This window comes from Koromonas soli, assembly GCF_059726265.1.
Window position 1 is genome coordinate 4,381,846 of the sequence record NZ_AP040872.1, and the last position, 23,857, is coordinate 4,405,702.

Sequence of the window (23,857 nt, forward strand, 5' to 3'; positions counted from 1 at the left end):
ACATCGTGATTGCCAACGCCGTTTTTGTCGCAACGTTGATCGTCCTCGCACTAATCGTCTCGCTAAGCGATCAGCTGCGCTTCCTCACGCCCTGGCGCGGCCTGCTCGTTCATCACTACCTAGCGGAGATTACCACGTACTGTGCGCTGCTGTTCGCCAATATCCTCGGCACGGCCATCTGGATTGAACGCAAATTCTTCCTCCGTGACACGGGCCGCAAACTAAAACACCTCGACCAGGAGATTCACAGTGGGCACAACGAACTCTCCGAAGAAATTACCGAGCAATTCCATGAAGAGTGAAAGGAGCAAACCAAAGATGCCTCGCTCACACGATAACAATCTCGATCATGACTACGAACAGGAACATTCCTTCGATCTTGTCGCGCGCGTCCGCGCTGCCCGCGAGGCAGCCGAACGCGAGATGCGCAAGTTCGGCAAGGTCTCGGAGTACGAGGTCCGCAAGGTCTATGGCCAGCACTCGGACTTGAACTACGACGATGATTCCGTCCCGGGTCTACCAGATCATCCGGCACAGGAACGCGATGGAGGCAGTGAGATCACGCCGGAGCGCAAGCACTCCCGCGAGCAAAGAAGTGAACAGGAGACTAACAAACCGCAAGCGTCGCTCGACTTTGAACGCCACGACGACCGGCAGATTGTGCCGGATGAGGAGAGTTAATGCGTTTCGATCTCCCTCATGACCTTCCCCGTCCACGCCGCAACGAAGCGGTGCCACTGACGCCTTCTCCGCTTGAACAGCGGCGCGAGCGGCTTATGGAACGCGCCACGGAGAATCGCGGTCCGAAGGCACCTCTGCCTCGCACTCCAAAGTTGGAACATGATCACCCTCGGGTGGACCAGGAGCGCTCTGTTTCACCGAGCCGTCCGCTGGACCGTCGGCCACAAAGACCAACCTTGCCATTACAGACCATCGGTCTTGCGCTGCGTGCAGAAGAACAAAAACTTCTCTCTGAGGTTGGAAGGTTTCGGGTGGTAGCGACGCGTGATCTCGCCGAAAGTGTCTATGCCAATCGCCCTGCGCGCATGGAGCGCGATCTTGCATACCTGCGCCAGCAAGGGCTAGTCAGCATAAATTCCGTGAACGCTCGCCGCGATGGCCGTGGCGGGCGCGTTGAACATCTCGAAGTTGTCACCCTCACCAAGCAGGGCAGGGATCTGGCCCTGCGTATTGCCGGACTGCCCATGGACCAGAAGCTTTATGCAGGACTAGTCAAACCGCGCGAGGTCGAGCATGACTCGCAAATCTATCGTGCCTATCGGAAGGAAGCTCTAAAGATCGAGCAAGCCGGAGGTAGCAACTTTCGGGTGCGCCTCGACTTCGAGTTGAAGTCGCAGATTCAGAAAGCTATCTACGCCGCGCGCAAGGCTAATCCCGAGCGGGAGATGAATGAGATCAAGCAACAGGTCGCCCAGCAGTTTGACCTTCCATTCGTCAACGGCGGGATTCAGATTCCCGACGCGCGTATCGAGTACGACCTCGACCAAGGCTCACGCACCGGACATGAGGACATCGAGGTACTCACTGCGGCGTATCGTCCTGGTCATCTTCGCAACAAGGCCCAGGCTGGATTTCATGTGTACGCATCCGCCTCCGACCGGGCCACGCTGACTGCTCGCGCCGAAAACGATCGCCACTTGCTCGACCAGATTTTGGAGCTCTAGCCATGACCGTCGATCCCATCCTCGCACTCCAGTCACTCGGATACACCGAACGCGAAGCCTCGTTCCTGTATCTCGTCGGCGTACACTCCGGCTACTTTCTTCGCCGCCAGTTCAGTTGCTTCGCCGAGCGGCAGAGAGGATATCTTGTCCACCACTTCATCGAAAAGGCCCGCATTGCTGGCCACATCGAAGTGATCGACTACGGCCAGGGTCGATTTATTTATCACCTCATTGCCAAACCAATCTACCGGCTGCTCGGCAACGCGGAGTCGCAGAATCGCCGACGTAAGGGCGACGGCTCAATTCGCGCCCGACTGATGCTGCTCGACTACATTCTCGAAAACAACGACGACCACTATCTTGAAACACCCAGATCCAAGGTTCATTTCTTTACCAAGGTTCGCAGCATCCCGGAAGTCTATCTTGCCGGTGAAGCGGGGCGGGTGTCGGAGTTCATTGAAGCGTTCCCTGTTGCGTTGGATGACCGGGAGCATCCCGCCTCTTCTCTGGTTCGCTTCGTCTTTCTTGACGAGGGGCTGCTCTCGACCGTCAAGTTCGCCCGCTATCTCGACGAACTGACGCCACTCTTCTATGCCGTCAGAGTCTTTGAGGTGATCTACGTTGCGACCGCCGACCATAACTTCTCCGAAGCTGGTGCGATATTCCAACGGCGATTTGTGCGGCCTCAGCAACAGCGGCAGCAGGCCTTCGATGGTTTCCGTGAAAGTTCCCCGGGACAGCGCGCGACGCCAGCAGCAGGAATCCATCCGAGTTTTGTGACATTGCTGTTCCATTACCGCTATCCCAAACTCCTGAGGAGTGAAGTTCAGGGGTCTGCATACCGGTCAGGAGGTGGGTCTGATCAAACAGTCTCACCCACTTACAAACAAAGGACTTCGCAAGATGGCTAAACGACTGTGGGGTGAATCGGGGGCGGGAGCGACCCGGCTTTACAGCCTGCCGCTAACGCTGGTCGCTCCCGCCCACAGATTGGCTTTGTAACAAATCGGTATCCACGGCGGATACACAACCGATCCGGTTTGTATCGCTGGACGGATACGCAATGGAACATCGCTGGATCGCTGAAAGTCCGGCGCCCGATCAAATTCAAGCAGCAGGACAAGGAGGAGATACAAAGTGAGCAAACTGAAAATCGAGCACGGTGTCAGCCGCATTAAGCGCGCGAAACTTCAAACGTACATCGACCAGACGGCCTCTGAGGACATTGAGTTAATGGCCGAGTGGTCCGACAACGAAACCCATTACATCGTCAACGAACTGCTGCGCTTCGCTCTGACTCAGGACGAGGACTTCCAGAAGTACAAGGCAGAGCAGCACGCGAAGCCGAAGAACGCACCCAGCCCGAAGGCGGCACTGTCGCAGGTCAAGCCCTCGTCGGACACAGCCGCCAATCCAGCTACGCCATCGACCGTTCCTGCGGCTCGCCAACAGTAAGGAGATGCGACAGTGGAATCACCCAACGCCATTCAGAAACTCTTACGTCACGCTATCGAAAACCGTTTGCCGATTTCGCTCGGACTGAGCGCAGCCTGCGGAATCGTGCTGCGCAGCCTGTACCCCGCCCAGACTGCGAACCCGATGTTGCAGATGATCGCCATCGTCAAGCCAGAGATCTTTCACGGCTTCGTCTGGAGCTACACACTCTTTCTCTTCAGCACGCCTTTCCTTGTGCTCTCGATCCTGTTCTCTCTGGCCTATGTTCACTTCTATGTGCCGGAGCTCGATCGAACCGCAGGCGCTCTTCCCTGGTATCCCGATCCGCGAACCCGCCGCGACCTCTATATGGTTGTTGGCGAGGTCCATCAGCCGTTGAAGCCGGTACCATCTCCGGCTCCGCATTGGTTCGCGATTCCCGAGTCCGGTCTCTATACGGGCATCGCGGTCGTCGGCGCCATCGGATCAGGTAAGACACAGGCCCTGATCCTGCCCGCCATGCGCCAGCTCTTCGCCTACCAGGCCAACAATCCGGAGCGAAGGTTGTCGGGATTCGTTCTGGAGGTCAAAGGCGATCTCTGCCGGCAACTGCGCAAAATTCTCAAGAGCTGCGGGCGGGAGGAAGATTACGTTGAAGTCTCGCTCGACGGAGACATTCGTTACAACCCGCTCAACAATGACCTTGATGCTTATGCGCAGGCGTTCAACATTGCTTCCATCATCACCGCCATCTGGGGCAAGGGGAAAGAACCGTTCTGGCAGCAGTCATACACCGACCTCGTGCGGTACGTGATCTTGCTCCACCGGGTCAAGAATGGGTATGTCACGCTGCTCGATGTCTTCCGCACCGTCATCAGCTCCGAAGCTTTGGAGAAAATGCTGATCGAGGTGGGCAGAAGGTTTTACGGTCCAACGTTCATAGGGATCAGCAACAAAGCCTTCCTTAAACTCCGGCCGGCATTGCTCGATTACAAATTCGATTGGGATGCTGAGGTTGGGCTTTGCATGGCTCCATGGAGCGAAGAGCTTGAGGCTTTCCTTGTGACATGCACGGGCATCGCCTTCTCCATCTACCATGCTCCATCTGCTGGTCCCATTGCTCAGGAAAATTTCAAGAGCATCAGCTACTGGTACTGGGAACACTGGAAGTTCTTCCGTTCCGAGGTCAAGACCTCGATCATTCAGGGCATCGCCGTCTTCCTTTCGTTATTCGAGACCGATCCCGACGTGCGCCGTGTCTTCTGCCCACCGAAGGAACTCTATGACGGCAATCCGTGCGCCGAGGACCCCAAGGGCCACGTTCTTCCTCCGTTCGATGAACTCATCGAGTCCGGCAAGGTCGTTGGCCTGAATTTTCCCGTGGCCCTCAATCCGGCGTTGGCCAAGGTCATCGGCACAATGATGAAGGTCGACTATCAGCGGGCCGTACAGTTGCGCATTCCCAAGATGGACGCTGAGCCGGAGCGTCATTTCAGGCCCACCGTCTTCATCTGCGACGAGTATCAGAACTACGCCACGGTGGGCGGGGACAATCCGACGGGAGATGAGCGTTTCCTCTCCATCTCCCGACAGCCGAAGTGCATTCCCATCGTTGCCACGCAGAGTATCTCGTCGTTGAAAGAGGCTTTACCAAACGAAGGCGTGAAGACCCTGTTACAAGCCTTCCGCACGAAGGTCTTCTTGTCCACTTCCGACCCGGACACGGCGCGCTTTGCGTCAGAGATTTGCGGCAAGACCGACCGCACCAGGATCAGCTATACCGTTTCCGAATCCAGCTCGAATGCCAATGTTGGTTGGCTCAGCGGACGCACATCTTCCAACAAAGGATCAGTCTCGGCCTCGAAGCAGTACCAGAAACAGAAGGAGCCGCTGTTCGACGAGAGAGTGTTCTTTGAATTGAAGAATGCCCAAGCCATCGTCTCCGCATTCGACGGTATCAGTCCGCAGACCGCGACCTATTGTTACCTGAAACCCGACTTCCTTCCCATCGACATGACTTGGTTCGAGCAGGAACGTATCGACTTCGATCCCCGGAGGGTGCAGCGATGAACTTCGACGTGATCCTGCCATTTCTCAAACCCATCCGGCACCTGCTGGAAGCCGAGACTGTCTCCGAGATCATGGTCAATCCCGATGCTTCCGTCTGGATCGAAGAAGATGGCAGGATACAGGCCTTGCCAGGAATTCATTTCGAAGAAGGAGCACTGCTGACCAGCCTTGAGGTAATCGCCAACCGCTTTGGCAAGAAGCTCGATGCAGATTCTCCCATCATGAATCTGCGCCTGCCCGATGGCAGCCGCATGGCGGCCCTGATCCCTCCGGTGGTCAATCCGCGCCCGATGATGACCATCCGCCGGTTCACATCGCGTGGTTTCACCATGCTGGATCTGATTCAACGCCGGATGCTGACCGAAGAGCAAGGCCGAGCATTGGCCGAAGCCGTTGAGCGCGGTGACAATGTTCTGATCTCGGGGGGTACCGGTTCCGGCAAAACCACACTGCTCAATGTCCTTGCTCAGTTCATTCCGGAGGAACACCGCATCCTGATTCTTGAAGACACGGCGGAGCTCTATATAAAGAAGCCGCACATCATTTCTGCCGAAGCACAGCTCGATACTCACAAGAGCCAGGTCAACTTTGCCGACCTACTCAAAGCCGCGCTACGCCATCGGCCCGACCGCATTATTGTTGGCGAGATTCGTGGGGCAGAGGCACGAGTGCTGCTGGATGCACTGAACACCGGACACAGTGGATCATTGACAACCATTCACGCCAACGGTGCTGCAGACGCAATCCGGCGGCTGGCCCATCTTACGATGCGTGGCTCCGGCAACGTCCAACTCTGGGATGTCGAAGACGAATGCCGGCGCTCGATTCAAGTCGTGGTGCACATTGCGAGGGAGAGCGGTATAAGAGCCGTACGAACAGTATTGCGGCTTCACGTCTAAGACCTGCGAAGCGTCTGAGGAGCCTACGGCGTTTAGCAGGACCTATCCTGTTGTCGGCACCTACAACATCCTCAACGAGCGCATTGCCCTGAATGCATCAATCTAGATGAGAGAATAAGCCAAACGATGGGTATGCTGGATAGCGATAGTACTACTACAGACATAAACCCGCACTTGGAGTCAATAAATCACGATTCACGGAATAGGAATGCAAAATAGTCAGGGAACGATAGGAGCACGATGAGTGACCAAGTAACGCATGAAGGCATCATTAAGAGCCTGAAGAGTATCGTCACGATCGAAATAACAATCCTGCTATTGAGTTTCGTTTGCGCCGCGAACATTTTCCTCAATCGTGGCTGTCAATTGCCTGCAACCACGGCGACACTGGCGGACATTCAAAGCCATGTAAAGCCAGCAACCGGAATTCTATTTCTGTGCGCGTTCGGGCTGTTCATGAATGCGGGTATGGGATTAATTCATTGGGCATTGTGGAAGGCAGGTTCGTGGAAACTGTTGCCCTCACAAGAAAATCCTGGAATCAACGTGCACTGGGCATCTGATGTGCTGGAGGCCGCAAACAGGGAACAAAATGATTATTTGTTGCGAGCGTATAAAGAGCATCGCGATGAAAATCGTGAATTGGCATCGCTTTCACGACTTGCTCAATCATGTATCGTGCTCATCGCGAGTGACGGCATTCTTTCCTGGAAATACTCAATAATCTTTGTGAGTTGGTCCGCAATTGCATCCACGTTTGGTAATACCTGCGCCCGGATAATCGTATTGACCATTTTGGTATTTCTTGGCTTCCTTGCGGGTCAATCATTCTTTCAAAAGAATCCGGACCATATTCATCTTTCGGGCCTGAAGAACAAGGTCGAGATTGAAAGAGAAATGAGGCCCATTTCACCTCCGCCGCCGAGCCGCCCTCTAGAGAGTGTGCCGCCTTTGGATGTGCAGCCCCCGTCGGTTCATCATCACACGGGCAACTCGTCGTTGTACGTGCCGCCGCCTTCAGACCATCAATAAGACGAGCCCCGTGCTTGACGGAATGCGAGCCTGCACGGAATCAGGTATGCCTCGGGATCAAGATCACGCTGACCAGCGCTCGACCGAGAATCTCGACGTTGGTGCTGACTCCGGATGGCGCGGGCGTGTTTTGCTCTGGTGCCGCCTTGCGATGACTCCTCGTCGCTCACCGACAAAACCCTGGCCAGGGCCGCAGGGTCTGGGTTTATGCCAAATCGCTGAGTCACTCATTGAGGGAGGATAGGTCTTCTGAAGTCGGCTCAGATTCACGTAACTTTCGGAGTATCGGACGCTCGCGGGCAATCGACAGACAGCAGGGAAGTTATTTCTCGGCCCGTTTTAGAATGCTGGAATGATCTCATAGACGGATCAACCTCAGGCTCTGCAGTCGCGCAGCCAGGAAGAGTACAAAATCCTGGAGATTACCACGCAGCAGATCTCGTCGAGAGAATATTGCTGTCTCGATTTGCAGAAAGCGATCGGTGATCGGCTTAAATACGACTCCACTGCGGGATAGCCGTGATGCGCCGCTTGGCAACAGAGCTAGACCGACGCCACGGGCCACCGTGTCGATTGCGTGAATTGTAGAGGCCGTTTCACGGAGTGCCGGCTGCGCTCCTGTGCCGTGGATATATTCAAGAGTTTGATCATAGAAAGAGGAATGCAGTTTTCGAGAAACCCAGTACAGAGGCTGACCGTCCAGATCGCGCACAGGGATTGAGGCGCGTTGTGCGAATCCATGGTTCTTCGGAACACAAACGCAGAATCCCTCCCGTGCGACTGGCTGCACCCAAAGACTCGGGTCCTGTATCGGCTGAATGCCCAATCCCACTTGGAGTTGTCCTCGCAGGATTTGGTTGATTAAATCTGGAGTGTTGCTGCTCACCAATTCTGGCAGAGGCTCAGGGAATCCCACTGTCTCAACTCGCTTCGCCTCAAATTCCGAAACGTTCAATTCGTAGAGCGTTGGCAGAAGATCGCTACTGATGTATGGAGAATATCCAATGCAAATTGGCCCCATTGCGACTCGCGCGGAATAACGGGCAAGGTCCCAACCCCGTTCAGCGTGACGTAACGAAAGCTGAATCTCCGGGAGGAGGAGACGTCCTGCCGCAGTAAGTTCAAGCCGCCGGGTGGTGCGCTCGAAGATTCGTATGCCGAGCGTCTTCTCAAGAGCTGCAATTCTGTTCGTCACGATGGGCTGCGAGACTCGTAAGTGGCGAGCCGCTTTGGAGAAGCTGCCTTCCTCGGCCACAATGGCAACATATAGCTGGGCTTGCAGGAACGCATAGTCAACCATGACGAATGCTCCTTGCGGCCTTCGCAAGTCTTGCTTCAGCCGTTGAACAGCATCGTTCTTACCGAGGAGATGTTGGCGCTAGCAGTAAACTTCTGCGGAATGCCCACGTCCACCCGGAGGACATGAGGAGCAATATCCTGTCCTGTATTTGCAATTGGCTACATCTCTCTCTTTGGAGTGGTCGGAATCCCGACCAGAGACATACGAAGTAGAGAAAGAGACGGAAGAGCCTGGACTGTCCACGGCAGAGTCAATGCGATATCGAGTCGCAGCATTCTATGCGAGTTACTTGCAATGGTGCTGAATCGCGACAGGGGCTTTTTGAGACTACAACATCCCGGACTTCTAACAATCAAGAATCACGGAATAAAACAAGCTCTGGCCGAAAGCCCAACCACTGCACTCGCTCCGCGCCAATTGGCTGACTCTGGAAATTTAGTTGTACTGTTGTGGGGTGCGCCCTGCAAGATCATCTGACACGATGAGGAGGCATGACTTCCCATCCAGTTGAATGGTTTCCGCGGAGTATTGAGAGACAATGCATTCGCCTGATTTAGTACGGAGCCGAGTGATGGCGTTTCGAACTGAACTGCCGCCCCTCAGCTTTGCGACCAACTCGTCACGCTCTGCTGGGTCCTCCCAGAAGCGAATCTCGCCAGATGTACGGCCAAGAAGTTCTGCTCTGGTGTAGCCAAAACGGCGCTCGAATGCTTCGTTGACTTCCACATACCGGCCTTCGGCCAGAGTGGTGACGGAGAACGCAATCGGGCTCGAACGGAACAATTTTTGGAATCTGTCTTCAGAGGCTAGGTTCTCTTCCTCTGCCTCCTGAAGTGCTCGCTTTGCTCTTTCAAGATCGGCAATTTGCCTTTCTAGCTCTTCCCCATAGATCGCAGCCCGCTCAAACAGCCGGGAGTTTTGAATTGCTACGGCGGCAGGAATCGCAAGGCTATTGGCCAGGCGAAGATGCTCCGTCGTAAATATCTCTGGAGAGGAGTGGACGAGCGACAACAGCCCCAGCGCTTGATCTCCCGCAACAAGCGGAACGCACAGCCATGATCGGAATTCGCATCGACCATGGAAGGAATGCCATTCACCTTCAGTTCTTGTGTCCCGCAGTAGAATTCCGCCCTGGGTGTGCATTGCTCTCCCAAGCAACGGATACTCGGAAGTATTGAAGGTCATCTGGCATGAAAGCGATCTCTTCGCTATGGCGGGAGCCAGTACCTCGCGTGCCAGAAAGAGCCGCGTTTCCGTTTCTGCAAGCAACACTTGTGCAGACTCGAATGGCACCAATTGCTGAAGCGAGAGCAGCAATTTTTCGAGAACAAAGTCCATGCGAAGGTCCTGCGTGATCGCTAGCGTAGCTTTGCGCAGCGCGTCCGCCTCAGACCATGCAGACTGTGCCAACGCCAAATTTCCCCGAACTTCTTCCTCCGCGCGGCGCCGTTGCGTGATATCCCGAAGAATCATCAGGTGCAATCCCGGTAAGAAACCAGCTCGTGCGGTGTATTCCACAAACACCGCAGAACCATTGCCCAACAGAAACTCAGCATTGCCATGATCCCGTTTCTGTTCCCGAATGCGGGACCAGGTCGCGTCGAATTCTTCGGTGTGCCGGAAAAAGCTTGCCTGAGTCTGGCCGATCAATTCGGATCGGGAAACACGCAGAAGCTGCAGTGCTGCGGGGTTCACCTCCCGGCAAACGCCGCTGTTATCTAGGATCAAGATCGCGTCGAGAGCATTTTCGAAAACAGATTGAAACTCCCGTTCGGATCTCTGGAGCGCAGTTGTGACCTGCCGTTGTTGCTTATGAGCGGCCGTCAAGAAACGTGTGTGAAACAAGAAAACGGAGCCCAGCGCTGCCAGGATGAGTAGAAATACGATTTCGGAAACGCGCTGAGTTTGAATTTTCGCCGTGTAGGAAGCCACCAGCAAGATCAACGCAACGCAACAGGTGAGAGCAGAGCCAATTCTCCAGCCGAGGCCGGCCGACGAATTGAGCAGCGGTTCACGTCGCGGAGGACCAGATTGATCCATAACTTCGTCATACGTAACAAGAAAATTGACACCACACCTGTGGTAGGGCGAAATATTATGCGAATCTGTCTCGCGAGGTCAAGACAGGGAATTTTCTCTGTCAACGTCTGAATCGCTGCACAAAAGGAACCTTGAAACGGGGTACGCGAATTCAGTTGCGAGGTCTCCAAAGACCTCAGAGCAGAAACATCGCTTTTACAATCCGGAGGACTTGTTGGAGTTGTTCGGTATTTCTTGCTTCAAGGATGCTATGAAGCTGGGATTGAAGAATCTTGGGATCAACCTCTTCAGCCTCGTACGAGAAGAGAGTCGACGGGGAAACACCGAGCGCACTGGCCACCGATGAGATCACTTCAATCGATGGCCACTTCTCTCCGCGCTCGATCTCACCGAGGTAGTTTGCAGTGATCGAGGCATTTTCGGCTACAGATTCTCTCGACAGTCCGCTTGATTCCCGAACCGAACGAATCCTCTTGCCGAAAAGTATCAGTTTCTCCATGCCTTCTCTGAACTTACAAGGGGTCTTCGGCTTACAACACACGCCAATAGCCTGTATTTACATTGACTTTGTTGGCGTTCAGCGTTATGGTGACTGCGTCTAGTCGTCTGATCCATTATTTGGGAACTCGAAGTGGGGCGATTCTTCAGTCTTGCGGATCAAAGTGCATGGCTGCACTCCGAGGCCCCGTGCCACTCGAAACACTGTTCTAAGACTGGGGCATTGAATTCCCCGTTCTAAGTCACTTATGAATGTTCGATCCAATCCCGTGTTGGAATGCAACGCCATCTGCGATATGTCGCGTTCATCTCGAAGTGAACGCACCGCATCTCCAAACGCCTTCTCCAATCCCGACAGAGGTTGAATTTGTTTTCGACGTTTGGCCATTACGGAGAACATCGTCTTCTTTTGTCGGTAATAGGCCAACGGGCAGTTACCGACAATCGACAATATGTTCGACCTGCGGCTAAGGAGCATCAGTGGTTGGAGCCATTGACAATAACGGAGTGGGGCCACAATGTTACGCGGCCTGTTTCGCTCCCGCGTTCGACATCAACGTCAGCAAAGCCACATGAAGAGCACCGTGCGGAGGCAGCATGAGTTCAGAGGCTGCCCGCTATTTTCCACGGATTATTGGTGACGGCACCGAGGAGAGCCGCACCCGGAACGAAGAGGAACCAAGTCCGCTACCCGGAGCTGAAAGCGCGCGAAATCCTACCGATTCTCCATCCATATCCAGCGAAGCTGGGAGCGCGGCTTGTGTTGCAGAGCCTTCCGATGAAATCTTGCTGAGTCGAGTCTCCCTCGGTGACCGGGAGGCTCTCGCACTTCTTTTCCGGCGATTTGCCAGAGTGGTGCGATCCGTAGCCCTTCGTATCCTGCGTGATGAGGCAGAAGCAGACGATCTGCTGCAAGATCTGTTTTTGTTCATTTACCGGAAGTGCGGAATTTTCGACAACGCGAAGGGGTCTGCACGCTCCTGGATCGTCCAGATGACCTACCAGCGTGCGATTGACCGTCGCCGCTACCTGATCTCCCGCCACTTCTATACCCACGTGAACCTCGACGGCTCCGCGATGGAGATATCCGACCCACAAGGGGAAACTCTCGCGTTCGACCAGTCTCTGGAGGCGGTGCTGGGCAAGACACGGCTTGAGGAAATCGACGAACTGCTTACGGATGACCAGCGAAAGACGATCCAACTTTTCTTCTTTGAAGGCTACACTCTGGAAGAGATTGCTGAAAACCTGAAGCAGCCAATCGGGAACGTCAGGCACCATTACTACCGCGGGCTGGAGAGAATGCGGAAACACATCCTCAGGAAGAAATTGCGCAACAATCAGGCGATATGATACAAGGTAGCTCCGAACCAGGAGCAGAGGCAGTGCCGCAACCTGAATCCCATGACGAGTTTCTCGAACTCTGCGCTCTTGCCACCTCGGGCTCATTGACCGGGGAGGAGAGAAAGCGGTTGGAGGAGCATCTGGCGATCTGTCCTTCCTGCCGGGAGTCCATGCGGCAGTATGAAGAGACGATCGCTACAGTAATCCCCGCCCTGGCACCAGGAGATTTCCCCAAAAATCTTGAAATCGACCACACCTGGTCGCAGGAGCGCGCGGAGGCGTTGTTCTTCGCTCGCCTGGAGGAGGAAGAGCCCACGAACACATCAGATGCGGAAGGTGCGAAGACGGTTTACGAGTCTGCCCCTCCCAGTTCCTTCAGTGCAGATAGTGCGAATTTGGGAGAGGATATTTGGCGTCACGTGTGGCTCCAATACGCTGCAGGCGTCCTGCTCGTCATCGCTCTTGGCCTTTGTGCCTATCGAATCGGAATTCGCCATGGCACCGAGAGTGCAAACATTGTTGCCGTCCCTTCTCCGAACACCGCAGCGCTGGCCCAAAACCAACTCAATGGGGCCGGACAGCAATCTTCCCTCAGCACCGTGGATAGCCAACAACATGATGCGACGATCACCGGTCTCCGTCAGCAGCTTGCGCAACAGACTTTGGAACTGACACGGTTAAAAACGGCACAAGCAAAGCTAGAGGCTGAATCGCAGAACCGGGGAGCGGATCGTGACCGCTTGGCTCAGGAACGCGAGGCTCTGGCGCAGCAACTAAGCACCGCACAGGCAAGGACGCAGAACATTGAGCAACAACTCGAAGCTTCGACGCGCCAGACCTCTCAGGATGCTGCGCGCGTAGCCAGCTTGACGGCAACGGTGAACGAACTGACACACACAGCCCATGACCGTGAGCAGGAAAACGAACAGCAACGCGAATTACTCGCTCATGACCGCGACATTCGGGAGCTCATCGGAGCGCGGGACCTCTACATAGCGGAAGTGTATGACGTGGCCCGCACAGGCGCGACGCAGAAGCCGTATGGGCGTGTGTTTTATACGAAAGGAAAATCATTGATTTTCTACGCCTATGATCTGAACCAGCAAAACGGCATAAAGAATGCCAGCACCTTCCAGGCGTGGGGCCGACGCGGAACTGATCCGCAGCAATCGGTCAGTTTGGGGATGTTCTACGAAGACAATGCCACCAAGAAGCGGTGGATCATGCGCGCGAACGATCCGAAGACGCTTGCCCAAATCGATGCTGTCTTTGTGACTGTTGAACCAAACGGCGGAAGCCACCGGCCAAGTGGAAAGCCATTTCTGTTTGCCTATTTACGAATCGATCCCAACCATCAGTAACCTCGGCTGTTCACCTGCTTAGCCTCTCACTGGCAAAGTTGTGCAAGAATTATTGGTACTACTGCGAAGAGCCTTTCGTAAGCCGGATTGAAGAACATATATCCGTGCGTTAAAGGAGTCTTCCCGTGCGCCTGTCCACCCTTCTTCGATTGCTACTTCTCTTGCTCTCTGGGGCAATCATCGCGGTTGCGCAATCTCCCAATGGCACAATCAGCGGCATTGTGCTGGACATATCCAGCAGGGCCATCAGCGGCGCCGATATTCAACTTGTGAACGACGCAACAGGCGTGAAATATCCCGGTGCGACCAATAACGAAGGCATCTATGCAGTCCGCAATCTTCCCCCAGGTGCCTACCGGCTTCAGGTATCGAAGATTGGATTCAAGACTCTGATCAAGCCCGACATCGTGCTGAATACGCAGGATGCACTGGCGATCAACTTCACACTGCCAGTTGGCGCGGCATCGGAGACGATCACAGTTGAAGCGGGCGCTCCGCTCGTGAACACGGAATCGGGCGCCGTCGGTACAGTCATCGACCACGACCTTATTGAGAACCTCCCTCTGAATGGCCGGAGCTTTAACTCACTCCTGCAGTTGACCCCGGGTGTCACGATTGCTCCGTCCGGCTCCAGCAACCAAGGCCAGTTCAGCATTTCTGGCCAGCGAACCAGTTCCAACAATTTTCTCGTCGATGGTGTCTCGGCGAACTTCGGAGTCGCTGCGACGTTTGGATTGGGAACCTCCGGCACTGGCTCCGCTCAGGCATTCAGTGCTCTCGGCGGAACAAGCAGTTTGGTGTCTGTTGAAGCCTTGCAGGAGTTCCGCATAGAAACGTCATCGTTTGCTCCCGAGTTTGGCCGTTCCGCCGGTGGTCAGGTTCTTCTTACGACCCGCTCGGGCACTAACGCTTTGCACGGCGGAGTCTATGAGTACTTCCGCAACGACGTTTTGGACGCGAATGATTGGTTCGCCAATCATGCGCACCAGCCGCGTGCTGCGGAGCGCCACAATGATTTCGGCGCATTCCTGGGCGGTCCAATTCTGCGCGACAAAACTTTCTTCTTTGCCTCCTATGAAGGTGTTCGCCTGAAACAACCAAACACAACGATTGTCCAGGTTCCCTCAGCGTATGCTCGGTCAATTGCGTCATCCGCGCTGGCTCCATTCCTGAACGCCTATCCGCTACCGGATAACAAAACGATCGTCACCGGGGTCTACACCGGAAGTTTCACGGGTAACTATTCCAATCCATCGACGCTCAATGCCGGAAGCATTCGGCTCGACCACAACTTCACAGACCGCATCTCGACATTTGCTCGCTATAACGAAGCGCCTTCGGACAATGCAAGCCGCAACAATGCTTTGAGTGAAATGGATACGACTTCAATCAATACGAGGACCGTCACGGTGGGCGCAACCTTTACGCCGAGTCCGCGCATGTCGAATGCATTTCGCGCGAACTACTCGCTGCAGAGATCTACCTATGTGTTGACGCTGGACTCATTCGGCGGCGCGGTTCCCCCATCTACGGCACTGCTCGGATCCGGCCTCGGTAGTGCTTCGCAAAATACACTGCTTCAGTTCTATACGAGTGATACGGCGTTCTATGCTACTGGGCCTTCCGCAAAGAACCGAAACGTTCAGTGGAATCCGGCTGACGATTTCTCGATAACGCTCGGTCAACATATGGTCAAGGTGGGAGTGGACTACCGCCAAACCCATCTTGACCTGCACCCCTTCCAGGATTCCATCGAGTACATTGGCAATTCTGTCTCCGGACTGCTCTCCACCGGCCAAGCGACTATTTACACATCCGCGGCCCGTCCTTCCAGTTTCCTCACCCGAGCAACCGGCTTATACGCTCAAGACACATGGAAAATGACGCCGAGATTCACTCTGACATATGGGCTCCGGTGGGAGATCAATCCAGCCCCCGAAGCTGCGAACGGAACGCAACTGGCAGCCCTGAGCACGCTTTCCGACCTATCCGCACTCACTATCGCCCCGACAGGCACACCGCTCTGGAAAACCGGCTACCGCAACTTCGGGCCGAGAGTTGGAGCAGCCTACAGTCTCACACCCAAAGGGGATCTGGTTGTTCGCGCTGGCTGGGGCATTTTCTACGATTTGGCGTCGGACGCAGTCGGTATGCTTGGTGCCAGCTTCCCCAACACTGCGATCAATTGCTGCTCCACTGTCAGCCTTCCCCTGAGCGATGTCAGTCCATACCTGGCATCCCTTTCCTCAAAGCCGCCCTATCCAAGCGGACTGCGGGCATATAGCCCCGACGTGACACTTCCTCGCTCCTATCAGTGGAACTTTGCAGTTGAAAAATCATTTGCAGGGTCTCAGGCGCTCTCGCTCACTTATGTCGGTCAGGCTGGACGGAAGATATTGAAGCAAATAGGAATTCCACAACCAAATACCAACTTCGCGGGAGTTCTTCTGCTCACGGAGAATGACGCAAAATCCAACTATCACGCGCTGCAGGTGCAGTACCGGAAACCCATGTCCAGCCGCATTCAGGTTCTTCTGAACTATAGCTGGGCACATACTCTGGACAATGCCTCCAACGACACGCTTACTACGGTCTCCCCAACTGTGGTCCTGGCTGCGAATGACTATGCTTCATCGAGCTTTGACGTGCGGCACACTTTCTCGGGAGCAGTCATCTATGCTGTTCCGAATCTCCACGGCCGCAATGTGGTCGCTCTTCTCGCGAGAGATTGGTCGCTCAACGGAATGATTGTTGCCCGAAGTGGCTTTCCGTTCAATGCAAGCGTCCTCACCAGTACCATTGCCGGAGCCTCTCCACGTCCCGACCGTGTTTCAGGCCAGCCGCTTTGGATTTCCGATTCGAGCGCCGGAGGTGGCAAGAGATTGAATCCGGAGGCATTCTCAATTCCATCGTCCGGTCAACAAGGTACAGAACCGCGCAATGACATTCCCGGATTTGGTCTGACTCAGGTCGATGTTTCGCTTGTCCGCAAGATTGCCATTCGGGATCGCGTCAATGTGCAATTCAGGACCGACGCCTTCAACATCCTGAATCATCCGAACTTCCAAAATCCATATGCGTACGTTGGCGTCGGGAATACCTATCTGCAGTCCACTTCCATGCTGAACAAAGGACTTGGTGGGCTCAATCCACTGTTCCAGCAGGGCGGTCCAAGATCATTGCAACTTTCGCTTCGCGTCAGTTTCTGATCCATCCACACAGAAGCGAGAACCTATAGCTCATCCTCGGAGGAATGTCTCTGTGCACACAGGTAGCCCGTTCTGCGTCTTTACGCGGTCATTGGCCTGGCTTATGCTTTCGGTGTGTCTCTGTCACGCTCAGGAGCCATTGTCCCCCAAGAGAATCACAGTTGCAGACGTGATTCAGATGACCCGCTGGGCCGACGATGGATACTTCCTCGGCGGCCCAGGAACTCAGCCAGTTGCTGTGTTTTCGCCTGACCGAAAACACTTTGCGATCATCGCGAAGAAAGGAAATATAGCGCAGAATACCAACGACTATTCACTGCTGCTCTACGAGACGCAAAGTGCCTTGGGCCGTCCCGTGCCGAAGGTTCTCGTGACAATGGCTTCGGCGTCCAATGGTGATGGAATCAAGGATTTGCACTGGCTCTCGGACAACCGAACCATCGCGTATGTTGGAGAAAACCGGGATATTCTCGCATCCGTCTTTACCATCGATATTGTCTCGAAGCAGATCAAGAAATTAACCAGTCACGACACGGCGATCATCGCATTCGACATCACTAGCGACGGCAATACACTTATCTACGAAGCCTTTGAGCCGCTCCGGAAAACACTGGACACGGAAGAGACGCGAAGGCATGGTATTTTGGTCACCACGCAATATCCCTCAGAGCTGTTGACCAACGATCTCGCTCGCGATGGCGAAAGTGGAACAGGTCTGGAACTCTTTGTGAAATCAGGTCAGGAGCCCGCTGTAAAGATTCCATCCAAAGGCGTTCTCGCACAATACCTTCCCCTCTCGCTTTCTCCCGATGGCCAATACGCAGTATTGCCGGTTTACGCCATCGAGATTCCAGACCGCTGGGCGGAATACGACAATAGCAGCCTTCACCCGTACATCGTCGAGCACCGGAGACCCGGACAGAAGTCGAACGTTCAGGAATACATGCTGGTCAACCTGCGTACGCAAACGATGCGGCCACTCGTAGATGCGCCGAAGAACTGGCGTAATCAGGCGATAATTTGGCTGCCGGACAGCGCATCTGTCGTAGTTGCCGACACCTACCTTCCGCTGGACGAAACGGCGAAAACATCCGAAGGCCAAATGCGCCGCAAGAAAGCATTCGTCGCTGAGATCGAAGTGCCTAATTGTATTGTGCGAAAGATTAGTAACGAAAATCTCCTGATCGACCACTGGGAGTCCGCAACCAAAGAGCTCTACTTAAAGCTGGATAACCCTTCGTTATCTGGACAGACTATGCAGGCTTATCGGAAGAAAGGAGGAGGCTGGGAAAAAGTCGCCACAACACACGAAGCGATATCCATCGGAGCATTGCAAGTCACCTTGGAAGAGGATCTGAACACTCCGCCCAAGGTGTACGCCTATGATCCGCAGACTCGCCAGAAAGCACTGCTTTTGGATCTGAATCCCCAGCTTTCGAACTTCAAGTTAGGCAAAGTTGAGGAAGTGAAATGGCTCGCTTCCGATGGGCATGAGGTCTATGGTGGCCTGTATCTTCCGCCGGATTACAAGAGTGGCATTCGCTATCCGCTCGTGATCCAGACGCACGGCTTCGACAAAGCACGATTCTGGATCGATGGCCCATGGACGAGTGCGTTTGCAGCCCAACCACTGGCGGCCAAGGACATCGTTGTTCTGCAAATCGGCGGCTCCACGGAGCGGGGTGCCGATGGCCGTAATGGAAACAGTTCGCGTGAGGCCCCGCGACAGATGGCAGCGTATGAAGGAGCAATCGACTACCTTGACCAGAGAGGGCTTATCGACAGGTCAAAGGTAGGCATCATCGGGTTCAGCCGCACGGTATTTCACACCGAATACACCTTGACGCATTCCAAGTACACCATCGCAGCGGCAGATCTCGCGGATGGTTTCGACGGGGGCTATATCAACTATCTCCTGTTTCCCGCGACCGATTACGTAAAGGTGAATGGTGGCCCCCCGATTGGTGAGACTGCGGCGCTGTGGCTGCAAAACTCTCCGGGATTTCTGGTCGACAAAGTCAAGACTCCGGTACGCATGGAGTACTATGGTTTCGCTGGCGCGCTGGGAGCCTGGCAGTGGTATTCCGGATTGTCGCAGTTAGATAAACCAGTCGAGTTCGTCTGGATTCCGTTTGGCACACATCTCCTCAAGAAGCCATGGGATCGCCTCGTCTCTCAACAAGGCAGCCTCGATTGGTTTACCTTCTGGCTGAAAGACGAAATCGATCCCGACCCCGCGAAGCAGGAACAGTTCCAACGTTGGGAGAAAATGCGGAAGTCCTATGAGGGAGCAAATGGAGGTTCGCAGAACACCGTTCCCCCGAAGTAACCCGCTTGCGAATTCAATTCCGTTGCGTCACCCTTATGTGAAGCAGGCGAAGCCGGGGCGCTAGATAGTCTTGAACGCCCCGGCCCAGCAGCTACTCATCCGCTTCATAGGCTGAGCCGCTGCGTTGTGGATCGTTTGGGTTGATGCTATCGACCATCAAGCCCGGCTTGGCCGCCTGAATTGCCTGAACGGCATCATTCAACAACGTGATTTCCGGTTTCTGGTATTCCATAAATTTCACCTCCTTTCTGTAGTGAGAATTCCCCGGTCGGATTCGCGCAAACCAATCCAGCCAGGAGTTAAGAGCGATTGCGGCTCGGCAATGGCTACTCGTCTGCCTCATAGGTAGCGATGCTGTGTTCGGTGCTGGTGGGGTTGACGCTGTCGAACGGTGCGCCGAGCTTCGCTCCCTGAATCGCTTCGGCAGCATCCGCCAAGGCAGCAATTACGGGTTTCTCGTATGTCATGAATTTCACCTCCTCTCTGCTTGAATTGTGTTCATTGGCAGACTCTCCTGAGGCTGGAATGGCAAGGTTCCCGCTGAGCCTCGCGCCATAACGCGCCCATCCCAAACGCCCGACGCCCGCAGGGAATGCAGCCACGCATCCAGCGCAAACGTGCGCGCAAGAGAAAGAATTGGGATTGTCTGGTCTTGAACTGCACGCTCCAATGCCGCGCGCAGTCTCCCGCAATCGATCAACTGCTGCGATAGTGCGTCCATGGTTTCGGTCCTCGCCAACAGAACGGGTATATTGCGGAGAAGATCGGCCATCGGTTGCCGAATGACATACGCCTTGCGTCTCCGATTTAGAACGCCCTCGGGAACGATCCCTCTCAACGAACGCCGCATGAGGGAACGGCGCTGGTTGGGCCTCAAGAGCTGGTCAGGAGGTATCGCAAACAAAAACTCCATGAGATCGCGGTCAAGATACGGATAGCGCTTTTCATAAAGCGCGTCGGACGCGGTGCCGTTGAAGGCAAACTGCCTTCGGAGAGCCTCAAGCGTATGCATGTTGTCCTGAAAGCTTGGCAGCGCTCCCCGCAGTTGGACTCGGCGCCGATTGCAAAGTTCGCTCGGATATCTTCTGAGAAGAGCCAGATGTACCCAAGACGGTGGAGCACCGTGTAAAGGAAGTTTCGCGAGACGCATCGGAAGAAAAGCCTGAACAGTGTCGAAAAGCAATGATGCTATGGGCCTCTTCTGAGCAAGCGCCCAGGCAATCATCTGATTGAACCATGTGTGGAATCTTCCCCGAGTGAGGAGATCGGCTAACCCGGGGATCGGATCGGGAGCGGCGCCAAGCACTTCATCGCCGCCGATGCCGGAGAGTAGGACTCGGAACCCATTTGAGGAGAGTATCTCTTGGATCTTCCGGCCACTATTACTCTCCCGTCGCGCGGCAGCGCCGGGGTGACAGGTGAATTCGCAATCTCGCGTGAGCCAGAGTGCGCTCTCACCGCTCACGTCCACATGAAAGCCAGCCCTGCCACGCTGCTCTTCGACCTGCAGGAAATAGGGCTGTTCGTCCCAGTTAGGCTCGTCGTCACAGTAATAGGAAATCGTATCTACGCGCGGGCCGGCAGCGTGCTTTAGAAGATGGTCCGCCATGCAGACGATTCCCGAAGAGTCCATTCCTCCACTCAGCTCAGCGAGGATGGACGAATCGGAGCGAAGCCGATGGCGCACTGAATTGCCAAAGACGGTGCGAAAATGTTCTTCGTATTCACCATCGCTGCGATGCCGGATTTGCTTGGCAGGATCGAAATTCCAATACTCTGTTACTGTGCGCCGGCTGTCGCAGATCTGAACGACATTTGCAGGCGGAACAGAAAAGATTGTGTCGTACGGAGTGAGATCAGTGGCAGGGAAATACCCAAGCCATCCGGCAAGGTATTCCCCCTGTAAGGCGAAGGTGCGGTCAGAGAGGAGGACCAGAGGTTCAAGCAACGAACTCCATACAACTGTGGAGTCGTTCGCACAATAATAGAGTGGGAGCGTTCCCAGAAAGTCTTTCGCCAGAATCAAACTGCGTTCAGCCGGATTCCATACGGACAGAGTCCAGTCCCCAATGATCTTCGGCAGACAATCGACACCGACGTGCTCGTATGCCGCAGCCACAATCGCAACGTCGGAGGAATCGCCAGCCAGGTCGGCACCCGATGCTCTGCGCAGTTCTTCGCGATTATCGAGACGTCCATTCCACATCAATAGCGCGCCGGACTGCAGGGAATAAGGTTGTACGGTTTGACGAGGCACTGAGCTTGTGCATAGCGTATGAAACAGAAGTATGCCGCCGCTCAATTCATGACGAACTGTACCGCCACGGCCCTTCGGAACCAGGCATTCCGAGACGCTCTGCACATAATGGGGATCAATGGCTCTGCCGTCGAGATTGCATCTGCCGAACATCACACTCATGACCTGAGTCCCTCCCTGATATGAAGTTCAGCAGCGATCCAAAACCTGATAGATTTCGTGCATATAGGGCTTGTCATTTACCACCGCACCGTCCACTTCTACCCAGGCATGTGCTCGGAATGGAAGAAGCTGTGCGCCGAGCACCATCTCCGCTGCTATTCCTGAGCGCCGGAGAAGCCGTGTTGCCGCCGACGATCTTTGCAAACAGAGGACGTGCTTCGGGTACCAGATGCACGCCATGTCGAGCGCCTGACAGACTTGCTCCGTTGAGTACCGCGGTGCAGTGCTCGTCCTGCATGCGCGGACACGCTCATGAAGCGTGGCGAAGTCTTTCCGCCGCAGGAAGTGCCCGCACAACAGAAGTTCTCGATAGGCAAGAAAAATCAGCAATGGCATGAGCGGCCCCCTGTAACTGAATAACGCAGTGGCGACGCGGATCGTCGTTTTCAACGAGTCGTTTTGAAATCTGGTAATGAAGCTTCCTTCTGCATCCGCCGTGCGAGACTCCGAAGGTATCCAGCAGAAACTTCGCCGTCATCGAAAGCGTTTCGCCAAATTCCGCTGCCAACTGCAAACGCAAATACAGCGAGACACCGTGCAAGAGTCATCGCTTCGTGAACGTCCTCGTGTGGAATGAACCGCTCCCAGCTCTTGCGGTAGGCGTCAACGAGTTGCATCTCTCCATCAGTCGTATAGCAGTTGCTCTGTAGAAAGTGGCAGCGCAGATACTCAAAGGTGAAAAACGGAACTCCTATTGCAGCCTCTGCCCAGTCCAGAAAGACGCACCCATCTTCATCCCCAACGATGTTGCCGGGATTGAAATCGAGGTGATTCAACGCATCGGGAATCGTGAGGGCATCCAGCCGGTCGATGGCATCACCGAGTTGAAAACGCAGAGCTGTGAGCTGATCGCTGCTCATCGGCGACGGAGAAATTCGTTTCTGCCGTTTCATCAGCTCATTGACGACATCGAAGAACGGTCCGAGCTGTTTGCGGAGACTGTCGATGCGCACGTCCTTGCAACCTGCCCTGATAAGCGGCTGAAGCTCGCCAAGAGAACGAATCTGCAATTCTGCGAGTCGCTGCGCCGCCGTTTCCCAGGAATGCAGATCGCTTCTTGACTCAAGCAGTTCACCTTGTGCTTCCAGCGACAACCATCCATTCCACTCTTCGCGAGTGGCGATGACCTGCGGCACATATCCGGGAAACAGATGCGCCAACGCTGTCGAGATGGGATACTCCTGCCGATTTGGATCGCCGGTTGCTTTGAACCACAACGCACTGCCGGTGGTCTCGATGCGAAGCAAACAGAAGTGTGGGCCTGAGTTGAACTGACGGATGCTTCCGTTCAGGCACAGCCCCAAAGCGCTTGCTTCCTTTGCCACCCAGGCAAGCAATTCTTCCAACCAGCCAGGAGAACCGAATGGTGCAAGGGTGGCTCGATTCCGATATTCAGCGATGTTGTTCTTGGCCGCCAGCAGCGCGGCACCATCGCTCTTCTCCGCGAACGCCTCCTCGCTCAGTGACGATAACGAAAGCCACACCTGGTTCTGCAGATCGGGCGCAGCAGGACCGGCTATTTCCATCACCTGATAAAAAGTGTCAGGCGATTTGGTCGCCACATCGAAAACGCGCGGACGGAACAAGCAATAGGCGGCGATCCCACACTCTGCTTTCACGCCGTCGTTTACTTCCTCCGTGATTCGATTCCCCGGACGAATTGCTACTGAGGGCAGCCCGAGGCCCCCTTCTTCACGCTTTGCCAGTAGTAATTCCGCACCGTGATTTCTGAGAAGCAGAATTCGGCAAGTCGCGAAATTGCCCGGCTGCTGACGGCGAGTTGAGGCGATATTTTCTACGGAGATACTCATGCAAACCTCCCGCCAGAATCACGTTGAACAAGCCCACGATTCTCAAGATCTTCGAGGAACGCATGGATGTCGGATTGGATTGTCTCCATGCCGATGTGGCAAGTCTCTGCAATCTCTTTTGCAATTTCGGTCTCATTGCGTCCGGCACCCAGAGCCTCCACGATCAGTGCGCCAATGGGATTCACGCGAAACATCTGTCCGAGATGAATGTCGAGCAGGATTCCGCCGTCTTGATTGCGGGTGCTGCGAACCTCCGATGAAAGCCGAAACATGATTCACTCCCTCCCCCAGCGATGAGGCAATATCTCACGGCACGAAGCCGCCGACGAGAACTCGGCATATATGTTCGCTAGAAGCGCAACGCTG

At 54.8% G+C, this 23,857-nt stretch carries 22 protein-coding genes and 1 pseudogene; 12 read left to right on the top strand and 11 right to left on the bottom strand.

Going from position 1 to position 23,857, the window contains the following annotated elements; all coding sequences use genetic code 11:
• Nucleotides 1-5: 5 nt before the first annotated feature.
• The 8 genes from AC6IY8_RS19155 to AC6IY8_RS19190 all read left to right on the top strand — a co-directional run bounded on the left by AC6IY8_RS19155 (nucleotide 6) and on the right by AC6IY8_RS19190 (nucleotide 7,120).
• On the top strand, nucleotides 6-302 hold the full coding sequence (locus AC6IY8_RS19155) for a hypothetical protein (protein WP_497776440.1): 297 nt from the start codon (nucleotides 6-8) through the stop codon (nucleotides 300-302).
• Nucleotides 303-318: 16 nt separating this feature from the next.
• Complete coding sequence (locus AC6IY8_RS19160; RefSeq protein ID WP_497776441.1) at nucleotides 319-681, top strand: hypothetical protein; 363 nt, start codon at nucleotides 319-321, stop codon at nucleotides 679-681.
• A complete protein-coding gene (locus AC6IY8_RS19165) occupies nucleotides 681-1,685 on the top strand; it encodes a hypothetical protein (RefSeq protein WP_497776442.1) in 1,005 nt (334 codons plus the stop codon). Before AC6IY8_RS19160 ends, AC6IY8_RS19165 begins: the two co-directional genes overlap by 1 nt.
• Nucleotides 1,686-1,687: 2 nt before the next feature.
• Nucleotides 1,688-2,596, top strand: a complete 909-nt coding sequence (locus AC6IY8_RS19170) for a hypothetical protein (protein WP_497776444.1) — start codon at nucleotides 1,688-1,690, stop codon at nucleotides 2,594-2,596.
• A 226-nt stretch (nucleotides 2,597-2,822) separates the two neighbouring features.
• On the top strand, nucleotides 2,823-3,140 hold the full coding sequence (locus tag AC6IY8_RS19175; protein WP_497776445.1) for a hypothetical protein: 318 nt from the start codon (nucleotides 2,823-2,825) through the stop codon (nucleotides 3,138-3,140).
• A gap of 12 nt (nucleotides 3,141-3,152) precedes the next feature.
• The gene (locus tag AC6IY8_RS19180) at nucleotides 3,153-5,189 is read left to right on the top strand and encodes a type IV secretory system conjugative DNA transfer family protein (protein WP_497776446.1); all 2,037 of its coding nucleotides are present in this window, start codon (nucleotides 3,153-3,155) and stop codon (nucleotides 5,187-5,189) included.
• Nucleotides 5,186-6,088 carry a TadA family conjugal transfer-associated ATPase gene (locus AC6IY8_RS19185; protein WP_497776447.1) on the top strand — a complete coding sequence of 301 codons (903 nt, stop codon included), beginning with the start codon at nucleotides 5,186-5,188 and terminating at the stop codon, nucleotides 6,086-6,088. The genes AC6IY8_RS19180 and AC6IY8_RS19185 overlap by 4 nt, the downstream gene beginning before the upstream one ends.
• A gap of 240 nt (nucleotides 6,089-6,328) precedes the next feature.
• Nucleotides 6,329-7,120 carry a hypothetical protein gene (locus tag AC6IY8_RS19190; protein WP_497776448.1) on the top strand — a complete coding sequence of 264 codons (792 nt, stop codon included), beginning with the start codon at nucleotides 6,329-6,331 and terminating at the stop codon, nucleotides 7,118-7,120.
• 358 nt (nucleotides 7,121-7,478) lie between these two features.
• Here the strand turns inward: AC6IY8_RS19190 and AC6IY8_RS19195 are convergent, their stop codons facing one another.
• The 5 genes and pseudogenes from AC6IY8_RS19195 to AC6IY8_RS19215 form a co-directional block, all read right to left on the bottom strand.
• Nucleotides 7,479-8,420 (bottom strand): LysR family transcriptional regulator, encoded by a 942-nt coding sequence (locus AC6IY8_RS19195; RefSeq protein ID WP_497776449.1) that lies wholly within the window; start codon nucleotides 8,418-8,420, stop codon nucleotides 7,479-7,481.
• A 435-nt stretch (nucleotides 8,421-8,855) separates the two neighbouring features.
• Nucleotides 8,856-9,830, bottom strand: coding sequence for a PAS domain S-box protein (locus AC6IY8_RS19200; RefSeq protein ID WP_497778648.1), 975 nt, complete (start codon nucleotides 9,828-9,830; stop codon nucleotides 8,856-8,858).
• Nucleotides 9,831-9,860: 30 nt separating this feature from the next.
• Nucleotides 9,861-10,460 (bottom strand): annotated as a pseudogene (locus tag AC6IY8_RS19205) (PAS domain-containing protein); the annotation flags it as partial.
• 175 nt (nucleotides 10,461-10,635) lie between these two features.
• Nucleotides 10,636-10,959 (bottom strand): helix-turn-helix domain-containing protein, encoded by a 324-nt coding sequence (locus tag AC6IY8_RS19210; RefSeq protein WP_497776451.1) that lies wholly within the window; start codon nucleotides 10,957-10,959, stop codon nucleotides 10,636-10,638.
• Nucleotides 10,960-11,058: 99 nt separating this feature from the next.
• The gene (locus AC6IY8_RS19215; RefSeq protein ID WP_497776452.1) at nucleotides 11,059-11,436 is read right to left on the bottom strand and encodes a helix-turn-helix domain-containing protein; all 378 of its coding nucleotides are present in this window, start codon (nucleotides 11,434-11,436) and stop codon (nucleotides 11,059-11,061) included.
• Between the two features lie 119 nt (nucleotides 11,437-11,555).
• Between AC6IY8_RS19215 and AC6IY8_RS19220 the strand changes: the two genes are divergently transcribed.
• From AC6IY8_RS19220 to AC6IY8_RS19235, 4 genes are all read left to right on the top strand, one after another.
• Entirely contained in the window at nucleotides 11,556-12,311 is a 756-nt protein-coding gene (locus AC6IY8_RS19220) for an RNA polymerase sigma factor (RefSeq protein WP_497776453.1), read from the top strand.
• Between the two features lie 32 nt (nucleotides 12,312-12,343).
• On the top strand, nucleotides 12,344-13,663 hold the full coding sequence (locus AC6IY8_RS19225; protein ID WP_497776455.1) for a zf-HC2 domain-containing protein: 1,320 nt from the start codon (nucleotides 12,344-12,346) through the stop codon (nucleotides 13,661-13,663).
• 125 nt (nucleotides 13,664-13,788) lie between these two features.
• A complete protein-coding gene (locus AC6IY8_RS19230) occupies nucleotides 13,789-16,872 on the top strand; it encodes a TonB-dependent receptor (protein ID WP_497776457.1) in 3,084 nt (1,027 codons plus the stop codon).
• 139 nt (nucleotides 16,873-17,011) lie between these two features.
• On the top strand, nucleotides 17,012-19,201 hold the full coding sequence (locus AC6IY8_RS19235) for a hypothetical protein (protein WP_497776458.1): 2,190 nt from the start codon (nucleotides 17,012-17,014) through the stop codon (nucleotides 19,199-19,201).
• A gap of 91 nt (nucleotides 19,202-19,292) precedes the next feature.
• Here the strand turns inward: AC6IY8_RS19235 and AC6IY8_RS19240 are convergent, their stop codons facing one another.
• From AC6IY8_RS19240 to AC6IY8_RS19265, 6 genes are all read right to left on the bottom strand, one after another.
• Complete coding sequence (locus AC6IY8_RS19240; RefSeq protein WP_497776460.1) at nucleotides 19,293-19,433, bottom strand: hypothetical protein; 141 nt, start codon at nucleotides 19,431-19,433, stop codon at nucleotides 19,293-19,295.
• 94 nt (nucleotides 19,434-19,527) lie between these two features.
• A complete protein-coding gene (locus tag AC6IY8_RS19245; protein ID WP_497776462.1) occupies nucleotides 19,528-19,668 on the bottom strand; it encodes a hypothetical protein in 141 nt (46 codons plus the stop codon).
• Between the two features lie 5 nt (nucleotides 19,669-19,673).
• Nucleotides 19,674-21,620, bottom strand: a complete 1,947-nt coding sequence (locus AC6IY8_RS19250) for an asparagine synthase-related protein (RefSeq protein WP_497776463.1) — start codon at nucleotides 21,618-21,620, stop codon at nucleotides 19,674-19,676.
• A gap of 27 nt (nucleotides 21,621-21,647) precedes the next feature.
• On the bottom strand, nucleotides 21,648-22,016 hold the full coding sequence (locus AC6IY8_RS19255) for a lasso peptide biosynthesis B2 protein (protein WP_497776464.1): 369 nt from the start codon (nucleotides 22,014-22,016) through the stop codon (nucleotides 21,648-21,650).
• A 50-nt stretch (nucleotides 22,017-22,066) separates the two neighbouring features.
• Complete coding sequence (locus AC6IY8_RS19260) at nucleotides 22,067-23,491, bottom strand: phosphotransferase (protein WP_497776465.1); 1,425 nt, start codon at nucleotides 23,489-23,491, stop codon at nucleotides 22,067-22,069.
• The gene (locus AC6IY8_RS19265) at nucleotides 23,488-23,763 is read right to left on the bottom strand and encodes a PqqD family protein (protein WP_497776467.1); all 276 of its coding nucleotides are present in this window, start codon (nucleotides 23,761-23,763) and stop codon (nucleotides 23,488-23,490) included. Before AC6IY8_RS19265 ends, AC6IY8_RS19260 begins: the two co-directional genes overlap by 4 nt.
• Nucleotides 23,764-23,857: the final 94 nt, after the last annotated feature.